Genomic DNA, 20202 nt, shown 5'->3' with positions numbered 1-20202 from the left:
CAAGTAACGCACCATTTTGATTTTTTGCAAGCCTCTAAAAACCTAAATATCTTAACTGAAATGAGGAAACCATATCATGAATAATCCAGAAATCTCCCCCGATAATAATCAAAATTCCTTGCGAACGGTATTGAGAGCAATTAATTTTTCTCAAAGTCAATTATCGTTGATTTTTCTCCGTTGTAATTATGCAAAATTACGTCAGCAAATATCAGCACAAATTCATCAAGTTTCCTCTATTCCTATTCGAGAAATAACTTTAACAGCATCTACAAAAAGTTTGTACAATCAAATATCTCAAGAATTGGGAAATGAACAACCACCAGCCTTAATGATTTCTGGTTTAGACTCTGTAAAAAACATTGATGTAATTTTGAATCTGTCTAATCAAATTCGAGAGGAATTTAGAAAAAACTTCCCCTTTCCAATTTTGATTTGGATAGATGATCAAATTCTTAAAAAAATTATCCGCGTCGCACCAGATTTAGAAAATTGGGGGAGTATTCTGGATTTTGAAAATGATGCAGAGGATTTAATTAATCTCCTTCAACAAACAACAGAAGAAATATTTATTAATGATCATATTCCCAGTCCTCAAGTTTACCAAGAAATAGAATTTGCAACTCAGGACTTACAAAATAGAAAAGCAGTAATAAACCCAGAAATACAAGCTGGTTTAAATTTGGCCTTTGGTTTACGGGAATATCAACAAGATCATTTAGATCAGGCTTTAAATTATTTTCAAAAAAGTCAAGAATTTTGGCAAAATAATAATAATACCCCACCCGCGCTGTCGCGCACCCTCCCCTTGCTAAGAGGAGGGTTAGAGGGGGGAATAGGCTGTAATAATTTAGAACGTTATGGGATAATATTGGTAAAAATATCTTTGGTTTATACTCGCAAAGCGGAAATTAACAATAGTGAAGATCTAGAGAATTGGCAAAATTCTAGAAATTATTTACAGCAAGCTGTAGAGATTTTTGAAAAAGCCCAAAGATTAGATCTAGTAATTCAATATATCAACGATTTAGGGGAAATATTCCGACATTTAAAAGCGTGGAATGATTTAGAAAATCTAGCTCAAAAATCTCTGAAACTATCTGAAAATCTAGAGACATTTCCTGGAACATCTCTACAACATTCACAAATGTGGTTAGGTCAAAATTACGGTTTTCTCGCAGAAGTAGCTTTAGAAAATCAAGACTATCCAAAAGCAAATCAATACGCACAACAAGCAATAGATATTTTAACTAAAATTCCCAATTTACCCTCCCAAGCATATAGCCAATATCGTTTATTTATGTCCCATTCTCAAGTCGGTTTAGGGGAAATATCCGCAGCTATTCAAACCTTAGAAACTGCTAAAAATCAAAGTTATCATCAATATAATCCTAAACTTTATATTGCGATTTTAGAAAAATTAAGTTTTCTCTATTTCCAAGAAAAACAATATTTAAAAGCCTTTAATCTCAAACAAGAAAAATTACAAATTGAACAACAATATGGTTTTCGGGCTTTTGTTGGTGCTTGTTATCTAAACCCCCAACGTCAAATTATCAATACTCCCTTACCCGGAGAACAGAGGGGAGTCGAAAACTTGGAAAATATCGGTACAATTGCTAGAGAAATTTCTGCTTCAGGAAGAGAACAAGATGTTAAACGGTTGCGGGAAAGAATCGCAGGAACTCAACATAAATTAACTGTAATTCATGGTCAGTCTGGAGTTGGCAAAAGTTCGATTTTACAAGGTGGTTTAATTCCCGCTCTTCAACAAGAACCCATTGGAGAACGGAACGCTGTACCTATATATTTACGAGTTTATACAAATTGGATAGAACTTTTAGGAGAGCATTTAAAATCAACAAAATCAACCAATGATCAATTATCCCTACATTCTACGGAGACAATTATTCAACAATTGCGAAAAAATGCTGATAAATATTTATTAACGGTTTTGATATTTGACCAATTTGAGGAATTTTTCTTTGTTTATACTGATAAAAACCAGAGAAAACCATTTTATGACTTTTTCCGCATCTGTTTAGATATTCCTTTTGTAAAAATAGTTCTTTCCTTACGGGAAGATTATTTACATTATTTATTAGAATTAGACCGTTTAGTTGATTTGACAGTCACTAATAATAATATTCTTGATAAAGATATTCGCTATTATTTAGGTAACTTTTCTCCCGCAGACGCTCAAACAGTGATTCAAAGTCTCACGGAAAAAACTCAGTTTTATTTACAAGCAGAATTAATTACGGAATTGGTCAAACAATTAGCGGGAGATATGGGGGAAGTAAGACCCATAGAATTACAAATTGTGGGAACACAATTACAAACTGAACAAATTACAACCTTAGCAAAATATCGAGAATTTGGCAATAAGGAAAAGTTAGTAGAAAAGTTTTTAAAAGATGTGATTAAAGACTGTGGTTCAGAACATGAACAAGTAGCACGACTAGTATTATATTCACTCACTGATGAAAATCATACCAGACCTTTAAAAACCAAAGATGAATTAGTAGTACAATTACCAAAAAGTGAGAATCTGGATTTAGTTTTGATTTTAAATATTTTCGTTGCGTCCGGTTTGGTCTTACTATTACCAGAATCTCCAGCAGATAGATATCAGTTAGTTCATGATTATTTAGTTGAGTTTGTTCGTCAACAGCAGGGAAATGAATTATTAGCAAAATTAGCTCAAGCTCAAGCAGAATTAAAACAGGAAAAGGAAGCTAAAGAAATAATAGAAAAAGCCAGAATTAAGGCTGAAGCACAAATTAAAGAAGGACAAAAAAGATTAAAATTAAGTTCTAGGTTAGCTGCGGGTTTTATCGTAATTGCAGGTATGGCCTCTGTTTATTCCTTAAATCAATTTAAAGAAGCTGATATGGCTAAACAAGTGACAAAACTAGAACAAGGTGGAGTCAATGTTTTAAGACAATTTCAACTCCAAGAATTACCATCTTTAGTCGCTGCTATCCAGAATGGTAAAACTTTAAAAACATTAGTTAAAAACATTCCCCTGGACAAATATCCCACCACTAGTCCTATTTATGCCTTAAATAATATCCTGGATAATATCAAAGAACGTAACCAGTTTCACGGACATCAGAGTGCTGTCTGGGGTGTAATTTTCAGTCCCGACGGTCAAACCATTGCTACTGCTTCTGATGACAAAACAGCGCGGTTGTGGAATTTGCAGGGGAAATTGCTACGGGAATTTAAAGGACATCAGGGTGCTGTCAGAAGTGTAAGTTTCAGTCCCGACGGTCAAACCATTGCTACTGCTTCTGTGGACAAAACAGCGCGGTTATGGAATTTGCAGGGGAAATTGCTACGGGAATTTAAAGGACATCAGGGTGCTGTCAGAAGTGTAAGTTTCAGTCCCGACGGTCAAACCATTGCTACTGCTTCTGTGGACAATACAGCACGGTTGTGGAATTTGCAGGGGAAATTGCTACAGGAATTTCAGGGACATCAGGGTGCTGTCAGAAGTCTAAGTTTCAGCCCCGACGGTCAAACCATTGCTACTGGTTCTGATGACAATACAGCACGGTTGTGGGATTTACAGGGGAATTTGCTACAGGAATTTCAGGGACATCAGAGCGCTGTCAGAAGTCTAAGTTTCAGCCCCGACGGTCAAACCATTGCTACTGGTTCTGATGACAATACAGCACGGTTGTGGGATTTACAGGGGAATTTGCTACAGGAATTTCAGGGACATCAGAGTGCTGTCATAAGTGTGAGTTTCAGTCCCGACGGTAAAAATATTGTTACTGCTTCTGGGGACAAAACAGCACGGTTGTGGAATTTACAGCGGAAATTGCTACAGGAATTTCAGGGACATCAGGGTGCTGTCTGGGGTGTAAGTTTCAGCCCCGACGGTAAAAATATTGCTACTGCTTCTGGGGACAAAACAGCACGGTTGTGGAATTTACAGGGGAAATTGCTACAGGAATTTCAGGGACATCAGGGTTATGTCTGGGGTGTAAGTTTCAGCCCCGACGGTAAAAATATTGCTACTGCTTCTTGGGACAAAACAGCGCGGTTGTGGAATTTACAGGGGAAATTGCTACAGGAATTTCAGGGACATCAAGGTCCCGTCTGGAGTGTAAGTTTTAGTCCCGACGGTAAAACCATTGCTACTGCTTCTTGGGACAAAACAGCGCGGTTGTGGACTGTACGGAATTTAGACCGAGTACTTAAAGATGGTTGTGCTTGGGTAAAGGATTATTTACACAATCCCGGGATTGAGTTGAGTGATCAAGATCGTTGGTTATGTGATGATATCTGATGGCGTGCCATGGTAATATAGCAAAGCAAGAGGCAATAGACATCTGGTGAAAATTAAATATGCGTGACTTACAACCCTTGTAGAGACGTTCCATGGGTAGGGATTCTCGGCTCTACATTCTTTTCTGGAGATGTCTAATAGTTTTTCAGCGATTTTACATTTTACGTTCCTTTAAGTAAGTGAACGGAAAAAAACCGACATACAGCGTTTTCCGCTCTGATGAGGTACAAAGTTGAATCATGAAACTCTTGTGGTGCGGGCATCTTGCCCGCTAGATATGTACTTCATAACACTGGGAAGTGCTGTAAGTAACGAAAAGTAAAGTTGCCCAAAACCTCTTCCCTGTTCCCAGTTAAGAGTTCCCTGTTCCCTTGTCATAACGACAATTTTTAACGCCAACCCACTTATATATTCCGTAACACAGACCAACTACTAGCAATAGGCATTCTCCAACCAGTCCCAAAAGCGCGGTCAGTGATTTTTAAACCTGGTGCAGCTTGTCTGCGTTTAAATTCCGCACGAGATAATAACTGTAATACCTTATCTACAACTACCGGGTCATGACCTGCGGTAACAATTTCTGCCGCTGATTGATGTTGATGCAGCAAACGGTCGAGAATATCATCTAAAATATCATAGGCTGGTAGAGAATCTTGGTCAACTTGACCCGGTTTAAGTTCCGCACTGGGTGCTTTTGTAAGAATATTTACGGGAATAACCTCTTTTTGATGATGAGAATTTAACCATTTGCAAAGAGAATAAACGCGAGTTTTGGGAACATCTGCAATCACAGATAAACCTCCATTCATGTCACCATAAAGAGTACAATAACCAACAGCCATTTCTGATTTATTGCCAGTAGATAAAAGCAAATAACCGAACTTATTAGAAATTGCCATTAATAAATTACCACGAATGCGAGATTGGAGATTTTCTTCTGCTATCCCAAATTCTGTACCGGCAAATAAATCATTTAAAGATTGATCAAAAGCTTGCATTAGTTCCCCAATAGGTAAAATCTCAGTTTGAATATCTAAATTGTCTGCTAATGCTAAAGCGTCACTAATAGAATGTTCTGAACTATAGGGAGAAGGCATTAATACACCAATTACATTTTCTTTACCTAATGCCGCAGTCGCAATAGCAGCAACTAAAGCAGAATCAACTCCCCCACTTAAACCTAATAAGACCTTAGAAAAACGACATTTACGAACATAATCTTTAACTCCTAAAACCAAAGCCTTCCAAATTTCCGCTTCTTCAGATTCATAAACAGGGGAAATATTACCTAATACTAAATCTTGTTGATTTGCATCAAATTCAACAGTGATAAAATCAGATACAAAACCCTCACCACGAGCGATAACTTCCCCTTGTTTATTAACAGCAAAACTGCGGCCATCAAAAATCAAATCATCATTTCCGCCAACCTGATTTGTATAAATAATCGGTTTTTGGAAATTAATAGCACTATGTTTTAACATTGCTTCCCGCAGATTTTGCTTACCAACAGTATAGGGAGAAGCGGATAAATTAACAATTAAATCTATATTGGAATTTACTAAATCTGCCATGGGATTAATTGGGTAACTGCGCTTACCCCAAAATTCCTCATCATTCCATAAATCCTCACAAATTGTCACACCAATTTTCAGATGATCTAATATCAGATAATTGGCTTCTAGTCCCTGTTCAAAATAACGATGTTCATCAAAAACATCGTAAGTTGGTAATAGTCTTTTATGAAAAAATTGCTGAATTTTGCCATTTTCTAATAAAGCCATACTATTAAACAAATTTTTCCCTCCAGTTATACCCCCTTGGGAATTTTTCACAACCGTTCCCACCAATACAGCTAAATTTGCGGGTAAATCTTCAGCCAATTTTTGTAATGTCTGATCCATTGCGACTACAAAACTAGGATTTAGTAATAAATCTCTGGGTGGATAACCACAAATTGATAATTCAGGTGTTAATAATAAACGGACACCTGTTAATGATGCTTGTTGGCACATTTCCAGAATTTTTTCAGCATTTCCAGATAAATCACCAATAAGAGGATTAATTTGAGCAATAGCGATTTTCATGATCATCAAAAAGGGAATAGGGAATAAATAAAATAAATCTCATTTTAGACTGCACAAAATCACAATCATCTGTATTTATCAGCGTTAATCAGCGTTAATCAGCGTTTAATCATTTCTACCTCCTTTCTTCATTAAATAAATACTAAAGGTTTATCTTTAAACGGTGCAAATGCTGCTTGGTTAAATTTATATAAACTCGCAGGTCTTCCCGCACCTCGTGAGACCTTAATGCCAGTATCTGATAAAAAACCTAGTTTGAGTAACCGCGCTCGGAAATTAGAATAATCGGCAAAGTTTTCTCCTAAAACTGTGGTATATAGTTGATATAAATCGTTGAGAGTGAAGGTTTCTGGTAATACCTCAAAAGCTACAGGACTATATTCTAATTTATTTTTTAATCTTCTATGTCCATAGGTAATAATTTCATTATGATCAAATGCTAACTGTGGCAATTTTTGCAGAGGATACCAAGCAATACCAGCGACTTTATCAGCAATTAATTCTGCTTCTTCAAATCGTACTAAGGCAAAGTAACTAACTGATAAATAACGAACTCCATAACTAGCAATTTCTTCTCTAGGTTCAGGTCTAGGACTGCTAAAAGTATAAAGCTGTTCTAAATAAAGATTATTTACTTTTATTTTCTCAGCCATGATACGATAGGCAGCATCTTCTAAAGATTCTCCTTGCCTAACTAAAGTACCGGGAAGAGTCCAATAATTTAAACATGATTCTTGTTTTCCTATAACCAAAAGAACTAATAACTGATTTTGGGCAGTATTTACAGAAAAAATCACATTATCAACACCAACTTTAAATTCAGCTAAAGGTTGTTGATTTATGGGGTGGAAAATCTTTTTTTGGTGATGTATTGGCATTTGTATAAATGCTGTTGATGAATATAGGCAACTACGGGAGGTGTGAGAGTATTAATATCTCCTTGTTCACGAAAAGCGGTAGAGGAAACATCTAAACCAATTAAATTAGCAATGGCAATTTTTCCTCCCATTTGTTTAACATTTTCTAAACTTGAATTATCTATGATATATCCTGGTCTGGGAATTATTAGTAGCTGCACTTGCTGTAATAAATCTTGAATATGATACCAGCGTGATAATTGATTTACTAAATCAGCACCAATTACTAAAGTATATTCAATATGTTCACCCCACTTTAATTTGGCTTTTTCTACAGTTTCTAAGGTTCTCCAACTGCTCAAATCTTGTTCTAAAGCAATATTTTTTCTAGAAACATTAATATCTTTAATTAACAATTCTAACATGACCGCACGATGAGATAAAAGCGTTTGTTGCGATTTTAGAGGATTATCCGCAGCCCAAACAGCTACCCAATCATAATGTTCAGATAACCATTTAAGAATTACTAAATGTCCCGCAGTCGGTGGATCAGCACTTGTACCAAATAAAGCAATTTTCATGATACTTTCAGGATGTTGCTAGAATGTCTCTTTAGTTTATGGTAATATTTACTATAAATAATGTCAAGCCCTAGTTAATGAATGGTGACAAATTCCCTAAAATCCTATATTTACAAGGGGAATTATCTATAATTTTACGAATAATTCACATTTATTAATAGTAAAAACTATTATTTTCACCCCAAAATGCCTAATTATAAATTTTCGGTTACAATTAGGAGTAAATCAAAATCATGATTATAAAGTATTGCAAAGTTATCTGAAAAAATATTGTGTTAAGTATAGATATATGGAGAATAGGAGCAAATAAATAATGGCGGTATTATAATGTAAGCATCGCAGATTAAAAAACTGAAAAAAAGAGGCTATAAGATTATGGCTATTTCCAGAATGCTTACTAATATGGCTCAGTTTATTTCTGAAGCCTTTATGCGGATTTTTACCCCTGCCAATGACGCTTATCCTGTGATTGGGGTACAGCCTTTTACCGGTAGTATGTATAAGAGAGGTAGAGCGGCTTGGTAGCTTTTGATTTGATAAAAGTTACAATCTACGACGATCATCATTGATATTAACCAAGGTCAGGTACAATCTATCTTACCTTGGTTTTACCCTGTTTAAGGAAGAGGAGATCCCTGTCACCTGTTTTTAAGTATTTTACCGTAATTCCTTAAAAAAAAACAAAGATTCTAGTAATCTGTGGATTTCTGTGTATATATTGAAACTTGGTTAAGCTCAAATAGAGCCAGACAATTGGCAATCTCAAAATACATCAGATCAGCTAATGATGTAGAATTATCTAGATAAATTCAAGTTCTATTAATTGGATTAGGATTACTAGAACCATGAAATGATTTACTTAAAATATTTCCTGGCTAATTAGTCAATTAACGTCAATTAACGTCAATAAATCCCCAAATTAATCATTAATTATAAATTAAATTAATTATAAATTGGGGATTCAAAACCTAGAAATTACATTTCTCCTAACATTCCTTCCACTCTATTAACACTATCTAGATCATTGCTAAGACGATATAAACTTAAAGCTTTTCGTAAAGCGCTAGTTGCTTGGCTATTTTGACCCTTCTTTTTAAACATTCCTGCCATTAACTCATAAGTGCGGGGGTTATTTTGATTGAGTTCTAGTGCTTTTTGATATGCCCACATAGCAGATTCAAAATCGCCTAATATTGCCTGAGTAACGCCCAAACCTAAATAGGCGTTAATATTATTACGATTAAGTTGAATGGAACGACGATAAGCTTCTTTAGCTCCAGTAATATCCTTTGTAGCACTTTTAATGTAACCCACAGCATAATAAAAATCGCTGTTATTGGGATTAATAGCAATAGCCTGACGATAAGCATTTAAAGCTGAGGGAAAATTTCCTATTTGAGTATATAAGTAGCCAATACCAGCATGAATTCTCGCATTTCGGGGATCTAATTTTGCCGCTTGTTGATAAACAGCGATCGCTCCACTATAATCTTTATTATCTACAAGTCTTTTTCCGTCTTCTATCAAGCTTTTCAACTCTGCATTGTCAGCTTGTGCTAATAATAGATCAACTTTGGCCACTACAGGTGTGCTAGTGAAGAAACATCCCAATAATAAGACAGTTAAGACAAATGATGTTTTTTTGTACACAGTCAATTTCCTTAGATTTTCTTCAATTGTTCTTATTCATACATTAAAACAAAAATATTTATTTTTGTAATCTCTATTTATTCATATTTACATAATATATATTATTATATAATAGTCTTTTCTTAAAATCACTTGACATTTTCGGCATTATAGCAATAGATTAAGACTTTAACCCATCCGTACTCATAAATAATGTTTAAATAAATCTATGATTTTAACTACTACTGACGTTATTCAAGGTGCTGTAATTCAGTCATACTTAGGTATTGTGACAGCAGAAGTTGTATATGGTAGCAATTTCCTGCGGGATTTTTTAGCGAGTATTCGGGATATTGTCGGTGGCCGCACTGGTAGCTATGAGCGTCTCTTTGAAGAAGGACAACGCAAAGCAATGGAAGAATTAGAACAAAGGGCGCAACGTTTAGGCGCGGATGCGATTGTTGGTATTGCAGTTGATACAGGCACAATTAATGTTGATCAATCTGGTGTTTTATTAGTAATTACGGCCACAGGAACAGCCGTAAAAATTCGTTAGTATTTCGTTAATATTTTGCTGATTTTGTAGCAATTTATGACCAAAGAAAGAGTAAACAACCCTTGCGGTTAATAATTTTTGATTTGACAATTTTTAATGTTTCATTTTTCAAGTTTTGGGAAAATTTGTTGAAATTCTCTTTGATTGAGAGTTGCAAAATACAGTTCAACTTGAAGATCAGGATAGTGATTGCGAATTGATGAATAAGCTTGATTTAAATAATCTGTATGTATTTGTAACTCCCGTTGAGGATCTTTACTTAAATTAGGATCAATCATCATTGCATAAGCCCCACAATCCTGATGATCAATAATTATAACTTTGTGGATATGATGGAGTTTATAGGAGATATCTAATTGATCCCAAAATGCTTGAGCATCAGATTTGTGGGGGAATCCTGTTAAAGCTAGAGAAGCCCCTGCTAAAGCTGTCAAATCATATTTATCAGTTAAATTTTTATTATTTAAAAAAGAGTATTCTGCTCTCAAAAACCGAAAGTCAATACAACTAATAACTAAAGCTTGAGCTTGATTAACTTCCGCTTTAGCTGGTGTGGCTGATTGCAAAACAGTAAAGGCCACGGCTGCGGGAAGGAAAGAGCTAAGAAAATGACGACGACTAGAACAACAAAGACATTGATTGATAGTTTTTTTCATGTTTTATTAATCATTTAATTCTGTCAATTCTTTTGATTTTAAATCAGTTGCCCCTGGTTGCGAACATTCGATAATCTGAGGAGAGATAGAGTAAATAGCATCTGTAGTTGTTTCAAAACAATTTGACGAATCAACTCTTATACAAAGTTAGTTGATACACGCAGTATGTGTTATTTACTTGTTAGTAAGGTTTAATTTTGCTCTCCAAAACATCGCTGTCTACCAAATACGCGATTTCCTACGGTATTTATTACAAGATAGTTCTTCCTTATCGGATTCACTATAGCAAATTTCATATCAATTGTCAACCCCCAATACTTTATATTGGCGTTGAACAGTGGCAAGATTACAGCAAAAGCAGGTCAGGGACTTCTAAATACCACAATTTACCACTTCAAAAATGCTTCCTCAATTCCTTTTTCTCTTCTAACTTTAGAATCAGTTTCAAACCAGGTAATAATTTGCTTTGTCGTCAGTTCCTCAATAGAAACATCATATTCTTGAGCAATATGTTGTAAAATCCGCAAAGAAGAAATAGTCAATCTAGTTAAAAACTTCTCAGGAGAAGACAACAAAGCCGCGTCAACTTGAGCAGATTCTTCAGCAGATAAAAATTGAGTTGATGATTGATTAGGGGTGATATCCATAAAAATTCAAAATTCTGTTTAATCGAGAAATTGGCTTTCTACCATTAAATCATATTATTGTAATCCCTGAGCAATAAAAGCCGACCAATAGCGGGGATGTGCAAAAGGCAATTCTCCTTTTGATTTTTGGATGTTATCAATTGCTATTGATATTTTTGCATATTTTTGATATTGGCGATCGCACTCTAAATATTCTTTTGAATCTTCTGGGTATTGTTTTTTCTGATTTCTAGCTTGTTTACGCTGGTTTTCTGCTGCTTGCGACATTTCTTTTAAATCTGCTTTTCTTAATTCCCGCAATTTAATTTGTGCTTCTTTTAGTGCTTCTGGACGATTTTTACCTTCTTGTCTGTGTTGATAGTAAAAAATAGACAATAACGCAGTTGCTAAATCATCAACCTTCCATAAAGAACTAATTACACTGATCGCACCAGCACATAAAAACCCTGTAGAAAGCGTTAGTAAATTATCAGTTATATCTGGGTTATCTAAATTAGTTTCGCAACAAGAAAGAAACACATCTAAAATATGAGATAAACGCCAACTAGGAGACATTAATTGACCTAAAGTAATACTACCATTACCTAATTTTAACTGAGATTCTAAAGGATTATATAAACAAGATTCAGCATGGTGACAAGAGTGGAGAATTTGCACCTGTTCAGCTAATTTTCGGTAATTCTGAACTGTAGTTTGACTACTACCTATCAATCTTTTTTCTGTTGGAATATTATACATTTCAGCAATTTGTTCACCTTCCCACCTAGCACAATGTAGATCATCTGTTGCATCTTCTACAGTTCCATATTGTAAATCTTGAATATCTAAATTTAGGAGTTTCTTGTTTTGGTTTTGATGACAAAAATCTAAAATTTGACAACTGGGAGTATAACGAATTAAAAATATATCTACTAAATAGTCCTCATATTCTCCTGTAGGTAAAGCAGCAAAAGGTATTTGATGTAACAATAAATGAGGTTCTATAATTAATTCTTCTATGTCTTGAAGATATTGATTGATGATTTTTGATAATTGTAATCTTTCAGCAAGTTCATGGAGAAAATGTTCCATGTCATTTTGCCATTTCTGATAATTATGGATATAATTTAATAACCAATTTTGTGCAATCCAGTTTTGTAGTGTTTCTAAACCTTCACCTGTACAAGTATGGAGATAAATTGAGTTTTGGGTAATGATAAAAATATGGGTGTCAGAGTTGGTGGTGTAGAAACTTAGAATAGCAGTTTTAGGATGATCAATTAATTGCTGAACTTCTGATAAACTCAGAGGTTTAACTTCAATTTCACCTGCTAAAATGGGATCTTCTTTTCTGAGTTGTTCCCAAATTTCTTGTTTTGCTGTTTCTAATAATGCTATTTTTTCATTGTATATTTGCCAAATAGCGCGGGTTTCACTGCGGTTATTTTTTGATTGATAATTTTGGCGTTCTATATCAATTTGTTGTTGTAATTCTTCGTATTTTTGTAATAAATCTTGGACTTTTGGCGATATATTTTCACCTTGGAAGAGGTGAGAACTTGCCATTAATTCTACCAGACGTTGAGAACGAGATCGTTCAGAGTATTCAAAGGCTTTATCTATTTGTTTATTATTGATGTATGCCTGTACTATGTTTTGATAAATGTTTATAGAGTCTTCTAAAATCTCTTGACGACGTGATTCTGATTTTATCCAAGTGCGGCTAGTTTCTAATGCTTCAATGGCAATACTATAACCTTCTATTGCTTCTGTCCATAGTCTTGATTTAAAAGCAGTATTTCCAAGGTTACGAGCAGCTATTTTTGCGTCAATAGGATAAACTTTAGGTGTATTAATTTCTAATACTGATCTGTAACAATTTATTGCTCTTTTTACTAAACCTTGATCACGGAAAACATTACCTAAGTTATTTTGAAGTATAATATATTCAAATGGGTAATTTTCAAAAGTATAAAAATTTAAAGAATTTTCAAATGCTTTGACTGCCAATTTTAAATTATCTTCTTTATATCCCTGAATTCTTTTATTATATGCAATACCCAAATTCATTTGAGTATTTGCCCATTGTTCAGGAAGAGTTTTTTTGTTTATAACTTCTAATATTTCATAATAAATATTTATTGCTAATTCCCAATTTCTTTCACCATACTCATTCGGAACATCACAGTAAGCAGATGCCATAGTATCTCTTAGAATTGCCCATTTCTCCAATAAATTATTTTGCTTAAAAATAGTTAAAGCACTTTTACAATTTGAATTTAATATTTCTAATTTTTTATAAAGATATGTCCTTTTTTTTGTAACTCTACTCATTTTAGAATATAAAACTACTAAATTTGTTTGAGTTTCTGCCCACTCTATAGGAAACTCTTGAACAGAGTAAATTTTTAAAGCATTCTCATAAGCCAATCTTGCATTTTCCAAATTCTCTGAAGTATCACCATATCTTTTAGCTAGATAAGCATTACCTAAATTAAGTTTAGATGTAGCCCACTCTCTTGGAAAATATTTACGGGTAAAGATAATTTCAATAACCTCAAAACAAGCAATAGCAATTTCTAAATTATTAGATATATTTCCTTGAGTAAACTGTCCAACTAGTGTACCAAAATCACCGATAGCTGCTGCTACGGGTTGTGATTTACTCAAAGGTTCTTTACCAAAATAATTTTTAGCGAAACGGCGTAATAAGTCAGAAAAATTCAAATCTAGTTTGTCGACATTAGCTGTCAGTAAAGGATAAACAATATTTTTATCACCAAAACTTTGCGAAGTTGTTACTAACACTTCCAACAAAAAATCTATAGGTTCTTTTATCATGATTAATTTTATATTACCTAATCCAGTATATTTTTATTTGGTCAAATATAATCATTACCCTAAAATCTCCCTCAACTTCTCCATCAAATCTTCCGCTAATTCCAACAACTCAACCTCATCAATATCACTATTACTAGAAGCGCGACAACTTCCATTAACAACAACATCACCAACTAAAAAATCCTTAGCTGCAAAAATCCGATCCTTCTTTGTTAATTGACTCAAACAATATTCCAAACCACCAATAATTTCATCATGAGATTTATTCTGTAAATGTTTTCTTACCTCCACCGCAACTACATCATCACTTTCTAAGAAAGTAGTCATTTTCTCAATATAACCCGGTTCATTGTCATCATCCCCCCAAGTTTCCAACCAATCACTATCTATATCTTCAAAATATAAATCAGCCGCTTCTAACCCATATTTTCTGATATCATCTTCTAATTGACGGGCTGATTTTAAATGCTGTAAAAACTGTTCTAGTCTTTTTTGACTTTCTTTTGTAATTTCTTGGTTAATCATAATTACCTCTGTGAGAATTTTTGCTATACATAATCAAACTAACGAAACACTATAAATTTATTTTTTGATAAATACCATTGTTCAGATTATCACTCTTATCTAGTGCTAAATTAACTATCTGATTGATAAAATCACTTTCACCAGGATTAAAACTTAAAAATAATCCTCTCTCTATTCCCCAAGAAATTAAAGTATCTTCCCAATCATCAGATTTTGTTTGTGTAAATTCTTGAGATTGGCTAGTCAGTTGAATACAAAGGGGTTGTTCTTGAATACTACTAACCATTATATCACTTGCCATAGATAAGTCTATAATATAGCGTTGTAAGACTTGACCACCATTCCGTTTAATCACATCAGCAATCAAATTAATTAATTTTTCATCCTCCTGATTGAACTCACCAGACATTAATTTTTTTCTCCAAATATAAAATTTGGGGTCATTTTTACTTAACCATCTAGGAAACAATTCACCATACCAGTATTTTTCAGGAGGTGTCATTGATTCATAAAAGTCTTGTCTTTCTGCTTCAGAAGTTAAACGTTTTATATCAAGTCTAATTTCTGCATCTCGAATAAATTGTTGTAAAAACAAAAGAACAAAACGTTTAGACATCAGTGTACCAGGTTTCACATCTTTAATCCAGTTGTTAATCTGGTTTAACTTAATTGCTAAATTGGGATCTATGCTTGAGGCTTCCTCAATTAATGATTTTAGTTTTTCCCTAATCTGTTGTGGATGCAAAATATATACCTGAAAAATAATACAATTTTTTATTTAGTTTATATATTTTTAATACTTTTGTAAAGTAACAATTTATTTAGTTAACCAGAGTACGTTTTAACGTACTTTAGCTATTAGCCCGGAAATTGATTTCCTGGTAGGTATAGAAGCATACAAATAACCGCTACCTACCTTTTCTGCACCAAATAACCACAACGATGTTCACCATGAATCAACCAGTGAGTCCGTTCAACAGTACAATCTGGGAGAATAGCCGCAAACATTTCCAACTCATGACCACAAACACTGGGAAAAGATTCCGCAACATCAGAAATAGCGCAGGTATGTTCCACAAAAATGAATCTTTCTCCACCCCCACCACTAGCATCTGACTCCACAGGGTGAAATTCCGCCATAAAACCTTCCTGCTTTCGCAACTCTATCAAAGTTGCGACCCGTTCCCGCAAAGAACCATTACCCACCCGTTCCCGGTATTCTTGGGCTTTGCGTTCCCACTGTTTCCGTAAAATAGACTTTACTTGGTCACGTCCCACAGTTTCGGCTAAGGTGTCCAGAAGAGAAATTGCAAACTCGCCATAACCATCATTTAAGCGGTTAGCGTTTTTTTGCAAGCGGGATCTTCCCCGCTGACTCAGTTGATAAAGGTGCTGCGGTCTCCCCATACTCGGCTGTCCTGATACCGAATACAAAACTAGTTTCTCCGTCTCTAAATCCTTTAAATGACGGCGAATAGCTTGGGGACTGACATCTAAAAAGTCAGCCAATTCAACAGCCGTTGCTTGTGAGTGTTTCAATAGATACTCTAGGATATCTTGCTTAGTTGAGGTCTGCTGGGTAGTCGCCATGTTCTCTACTAGACGCTTCGCAAACGTCCCAAAATAAAATTTTTAGAAAATTTGACTTAAACAACATTCTTGTTGTTAATCTATCGTACAATGAAATGTAGATTAAACAACCGCCGAATTGTTTTAGTCGTTAAGCCTATTCTAGCAGTCTTGTTAGCAATCGGTAATAAAAAACGGGAATTAGCATCATGCAGCCCGTCGCCCATCCTTTAAAGAGAACACAAGAGAACCGATGAGCGCATCTGTCACCACCTTAGTCAACCAACCTTACAAGTACGGCTTTGTTACCGATATTGAAGCTGATACTATCCCCCGTGGGTTAAGCGAAGATGTCGTCCGCCTAATTTCCGCTAAAAAGAACGAACCGGAATTTATGCTGGAATATCGCCTCCGCGCCTATCACCAATGGCTGAAAATGACAGAACCAACTTGGCCTCATGTCAAATATCCGCCTATTAATTATCAGGATATTATTTATTATTCCGCACCGAAACAAAAGAAAGCAAAACTCAATAGTTTGGATGAAGTTGACCCCACTTTATTGGAAACTTTTGAAAAATTGGGTATTTCTCTTTCCGAACAAAAACGATTAGCTAATGTTGCTGTTGATGCGATTTTTGATAGTGTTTCAGTGGCGACTACATTTAAAGAAAAACTCGCGGAAGATGGTGTCATATTTTGCTCTATTTCCGAAGCTTTACAAGAACACCCAGAACTAATTAAAAAATATTTGGGTAGCGTTGTTCCTATTGCTGATAATTATTTTGCTGCTTTAAATGCAGCGGTATTTAGTGATGGTTCTTTCGTTTATATCCCCAAGGGCGTAAAATGTCCAATGGAATTGTCAACCTATTTCCGCATTAACTCCGGTGATACAGGACAATTTGAACGGACATTAATTGTCGCCGAAGCAGATAGTTATGTTTCCTATTTAGAAGGTTGTACAGCACCAATGTACGACAGCAATCAATTACACGCCGCCGTTGTGGAATTGGTTGCTTTAGATAATGCAGAAATTAAATATTCTACCGTGCAAAACTGGTACGCAGGTGACGAAAATGGTAAAGGCGGCATTTACAACTTTGTGACTAAACGTGGTTTGTGTCAAGGTGTCAATTCTAAGATATCTTGGACTCAAGTAGAAACAGGTTCAGCTATTACTTGGAAGTACCCTAGTTGCGTCTTAGTTGGTGATAATTCCGTCGGTGAATTTTACTCCGTTGCATTAACAAATCATAAGCAGCAAGCTGATACAGGTACGAAAATGATTCACATTGGCAAAAATACCCGTAGCACAATTATTTCTAAAGGTATTTCTGCTGGTAAATCTAGTAATAGTTACCGGGGTTTGGTAAAGATTAATCCTACTGCTAAAGGTGCGAGAAATTATTCCCAATGTGATTCAATGTTAATTGGTGATAATGCTCAAGCTAATACTTTTCCTTATATTCAAGTTCAGAATAATTCAGGAAAGGTTGAACATGAAGCTTCTACTTCTAAAATCGGTGAAGACCAATTATTCTTTTTCGCTCAACGGGGTATTTCTGCCGAAGATGCTATCTCAATGATGATTAGCGGTTTCTGTAAAGATGTTTTTAATCAGCTTCCTATGGAGTTCGCTGTTGAGGCTGATAAGTTGTTAAGTCTGAAACTAGAAGGTAGTGTGGGTTAAGAAAACGAACCACTCCAAGCACAGAGTACCCAGAGAAAGAGAGGAAGAGAAGATGATTGTTGAGAATAGTGATTTGATTTTGTCGGTTCAGGATTTGACCGCTGATGTTGATGGAACTCCGATTTTAAAGGGGTTGAATTTGCAGGTTCGCGCTGGAGAAGTTCACGCGATTATGGGTCCAAATGGTTCGGGGAAAAGCACTTTTTCTAAGGTTTTGGCGGGACATCCAGCCTATACTGTTACTGGTGGTGAAGTGGTTTTTCAAAACCAAAATCTTTTGGAAATGTCACCAGAGGAACGGGCTAGGGGTGGTGTGTTTTTAGCTTTTCAATATCCTCTGGAAATTCCCGGTGTCAGTAATTTAGATTTTTTACGAGTTGCTTATAATTCTCGTCAGAAATCTAGAGGTTTGGAAGAGGTTGACGCTTTCGATTTTGATGATTTAGTTCAAGAAAAATTGGATATTGTCAAAATGAATTCCTCTTTCCTTAGTCGCAGTGTCAATGAGGGTTTTTCCGGTGGGGAAAAGAAGCGCAATGAAATCCTACAAATGGCTATTTTAGAACCTAAATTAGCAATTTTAGATGAGACTGATTCTGGTTTGGATATTGACGCTCTCAAAATTGTCGCTAATGGGGTTAATCGCTTAACAAGTCCCGAAAATGCCACAATTATGATTACTCACTATCAGCGTCTTCTTGATTATATTGTCCCTGATTTTGTTCATGTGATGGCACAAGGACGAATTATTAAAAGTGGTGGTAAGGAGTTAGCGTTAGAGTTAGAATCTCGCGGTTATGATTGGGTGCTGGAGGAAGTTGTGGGAGTGGGTGTATAATGAATATGCCAATTAATTTAGATAATTTAGAGCGGTTTCATGAAACGTCTCTACCAAAAAATTTATTAGATAGAGACGCTTTTTTAAGTGGTTTATTAAGTCGGGTAACTACTACAAAAACAGATAGTTGGTTACAAGATTTACGCGAAGCCGCTGCTAATTGGGTACGTCATTCTGTTGTTCCCAATACCCGCGAAGAAGAATGGCGCTTTACTGATTTGTCACCTCTCAAACAGGTAAGTTTTCATGTAGGGACAATTCATGAACTATCTCTACAAGATGATTTTGTTTTACCTGAAGTTTCTGGGCGGTTAGTATTTGTCAATGGTGTTTATTCACCAAATTTATCTAATACTGAAAATTTACCTGCTGGCTTAATTGTTGGTAATTTGGATGTTTTACCTGGTGAAGTTGTTCAGGAATATTTAGCGCAAGCTGAAGGTGCTAAAGAGGTTTTTACAGCTTTGAATACTGCGGCTTTAAATGATGTCGCGGTGGTATGGGTTGCTAAAAATGTGGTGGTGGAAACACCAATTCATCTATTATTTATTTCTGTGTCGGGTGAGTCTGCAACTATTTCCCAACCCCGGGTTTTAGTAGTAGCTGAAAGTAATTCTCAGGTAAGTTTAATTGAAGAGTATGTTACAGGCAAGATGCCTGTTCCACAAGCGGAGGAGATTTATTTTACTAATGGTGTGACGGAAATCTGGGTACAGGAAAATGCTCAGGTTACTCACAATAGGGTCGTGCGGGAAGGTGCTGCGGCTTTTCACATTGGTAAAACTGCTGTTACTCAAGCCAGATCTAGTCGTTATAATTGTAATGCAGTGACGGTTGGTGGTAAAATCTCCCGTCATAATTTGGAGATCTTACAAACTGGTGAACAAACAGAAACAACCCTGAATGGTTTAACTGTAATTGCTGATAATCAGTTGGCCGATACTCATAGTGCATTATTTTTAAATTATCCCCATGGTGTTAGTAAACAATTACATAAGTGCATTATAGGCGATCGCGCTCATGGTGTCTTTAATGGTAAAATATTTGTTCCTAAACTGGCCCAATTAACGGACGCATCGCAATTAAATCGCAATTTGCTGTTATCATCTAAGTCAAGGATTGACACCAAACCTCAGTTAGAAATCACCGCTGATAATGTTAAATGCGCTCACGGTGCTACCGTCAGTCAATTGGAAGATGATCAAATATTCTACCTGCAAAGTCGTGGTATTGATGAAAACGACGCACGCAAATTATTAGTTAATGCTTTCGCAACGGAAATTATTAACTTTATCCCTGTTGCTTCTTTGCGTGAGAGTTTGTTAAAAACAGTCACAATTCTCACCAATAAATAATCAAAAACCCCACCTGCAAAAAGTGGGGAAAACCCACCAAAAAACCCTCTAAAACTTCTTACCTTCGTGTCCTTCGCTCCTTCGTGGTT

General features: G+C 35.4%; 16 protein-coding genes. 6 read left to right on the top strand and 10 right to left on the bottom strand.

The genetic code is table 11. The annotated features are described in order from the left end of the window. The first annotated feature begins 76 nt into the window (after nucleotides 1-76). Nucleotides 77-4300 carry an nSTAND1 domain-containing NTPase gene (locus FFO06_RS07030; protein WP_137907398.1) on the top strand — a complete coding sequence of 1408 codons (4224 nt, stop codon included), beginning with the start codon at nucleotides 77-79 and terminating at the stop codon, nucleotides 4298-4300. Nucleotides 4301-4704: 404 nt separating this feature from the next. Here the strand turns inward: FFO06_RS07030 and FFO06_RS07025 are convergent, their stop codons facing one another. The 3 genes from FFO06_RS07025 to FFO06_RS07015 form a co-directional block, all read right to left on the bottom strand. Beyond that, on the bottom strand, nucleotides 4705-6387 hold the full coding sequence (locus tag FFO06_RS07025) for an NAD+ synthase (RefSeq protein WP_137907397.1): 1683 nt from the start codon (nucleotides 6385-6387) through the stop codon (nucleotides 4705-4707). A 131-nt stretch (nucleotides 6388-6518) separates the two neighbouring features. Then, entirely contained in the window at nucleotides 6519-7265 is a 747-nt protein-coding gene (locus FFO06_RS07020; protein WP_137907396.1) for an NUDIX hydrolase, read from the bottom strand. Beyond that, nucleotides 7226-7825 carry a nicotinate-nucleotide adenylyltransferase gene (locus FFO06_RS07015; protein WP_137907395.1) on the bottom strand — a complete coding sequence of 200 codons (600 nt, stop codon included), beginning with the start codon at nucleotides 7823-7825 and terminating at the stop codon, nucleotides 7226-7228. Before FFO06_RS07015 ends, FFO06_RS07020 begins: the two co-directional genes overlap by 40 nt. A gap of 375 nt (nucleotides 7826-8200) precedes the next feature. Here FFO06_RS07015 and FFO06_RS07010 point away from each other — a divergent pair, with 375 nt between their 5' ends. After that, a complete protein-coding gene (locus FFO06_RS07010) occupies nucleotides 8201-8350 on the top strand; it encodes a nicotinate phosphoribosyltransferase (protein WP_137907394.1) in 150 nt (49 codons plus the stop codon). A gap of 450 nt (nucleotides 8351-8800) precedes the next feature. Here FFO06_RS07010 and FFO06_RS07005 read toward each other — a convergent pair whose 3' ends face one another. Next, nucleotides 8801-9475, bottom strand: coding sequence for a tetratricopeptide repeat protein (locus tag FFO06_RS07005; protein ID WP_137907393.1), 675 nt, complete (start codon nucleotides 9473-9475; stop codon nucleotides 8801-8803). A gap of 208 nt (nucleotides 9476-9683) precedes the next feature. Here FFO06_RS07005 and FFO06_RS07000 point away from each other — a divergent pair, with 208 nt between their 5' ends. Then, entirely contained in the window at nucleotides 9684-10010 is a 327-nt protein-coding gene (locus FFO06_RS07000; protein WP_137907392.1) for a YbjQ family protein, read from the top strand. A gap of 101 nt (nucleotides 10011-10111) precedes the next feature. Here FFO06_RS07000 and FFO06_RS06995 read toward each other — a convergent pair whose 3' ends face one another. The 6 genes from FFO06_RS06995 to sufR all read right to left on the bottom strand — a co-directional run bounded on the left by FFO06_RS06995 (nucleotide 10112) and on the right by sufR (nucleotide 16248). Further along, nucleotides 10112-10666, bottom strand: a complete 555-nt coding sequence (locus tag FFO06_RS06995; protein WP_137907391.1) for a carbonic anhydrase — start codon at nucleotides 10664-10666, stop codon at nucleotides 10112-10114. Between the two features lie 386 nt (nucleotides 10667-11052). Further along, a complete protein-coding gene (locus tag FFO06_RS06990) occupies nucleotides 11053-11313 on the bottom strand; it encodes an NDH complex assembly factor CRR9 (RefSeq protein ID WP_137907390.1) in 261 nt (86 codons plus the stop codon). Between the two features lie 54 nt (nucleotides 11314-11367). Continuing rightward, nucleotides 11368-14133, bottom strand: coding sequence for a CHAT domain-containing protein (locus tag FFO06_RS06985; RefSeq protein WP_137907389.1), 2766 nt, complete (start codon nucleotides 14131-14133; stop codon nucleotides 11368-11370). A gap of 54 nt (nucleotides 14134-14187) precedes the next feature. Next, nucleotides 14188-14658: a hypothetical protein gene (locus tag FFO06_RS06980; protein ID WP_137907388.1), complete on the bottom strand. Its 471-nt coding sequence runs from the start codon at nucleotides 14656-14658 to the stop codon at nucleotides 14188-14190. A gap of 49 nt (nucleotides 14659-14707) precedes the next feature. Continuing rightward, on the bottom strand, nucleotides 14708-15403 hold the full coding sequence (locus FFO06_RS06975; RefSeq protein ID WP_137907387.1) for a hypothetical protein: 696 nt from the start codon (nucleotides 15401-15403) through the stop codon (nucleotides 14708-14710). A 167-nt stretch (nucleotides 15404-15570) separates the two neighbouring features. Beyond that, nucleotides 15571-16248 (bottom strand): iron-sulfur cluster biosynthesis transcriptional regulator SufR, encoded by a 678-nt coding sequence (gene sufR / locus FFO06_RS06970; protein ID WP_137907386.1) that lies wholly within the window; start codon nucleotides 16246-16248, stop codon nucleotides 15571-15573. A 232-nt stretch (nucleotides 16249-16480) separates the two neighbouring features. On the opposite strand from sufR, the gene sufB reads away from it, so the two are divergent. Genes sufB through sufD form a run of 3 tightly spaced genes read left to right on the top strand, consistent with a single transcriptional unit; the run spans nucleotide 16481 to nucleotide 20113 of the window. Further along, complete coding sequence (gene sufB, locus FFO06_RS06965; RefSeq protein WP_137907385.1) at nucleotides 16481-17920, top strand: Fe-S cluster assembly protein SufB; 1440 nt, start codon at nucleotides 16481-16483, stop codon at nucleotides 17918-17920. A 52-nt stretch (nucleotides 17921-17972) separates the two neighbouring features. Next, on the top strand, nucleotides 17973-18758 hold the full coding sequence (gene sufC / locus FFO06_RS06960; protein ID WP_137907384.1) for a Fe-S cluster assembly ATPase SufC: 786 nt from the start codon (nucleotides 17973-17975) through the stop codon (nucleotides 18756-18758). Further along, on the top strand, nucleotides 18758-20113 hold the full coding sequence (gene sufD, locus FFO06_RS06955) for a Fe-S cluster assembly protein SufD (RefSeq protein ID WP_137907383.1): 1356 nt from the start codon (nucleotides 18758-18760) through the stop codon (nucleotides 20111-20113). Before sufC ends, sufD begins: the two co-directional genes overlap by 1 nt. Nucleotides 20114-20202: the final 89 nt, after the last annotated feature.

The organism is Dolichospermum planctonicum (genome assembly GCF_005402965.1).
Taxonomy (GTDB): Bacteria; Cyanobacteriota; Cyanobacteriia; order Cyanobacteriales; family Nostocaceae; genus Dolichospermum; species Dolichospermum planctonicum.
The sequence above is the reverse complement of the archived record's forward strand: the minus strand, read 5'-3'. Positions and strand labels throughout refer to the sequence as shown.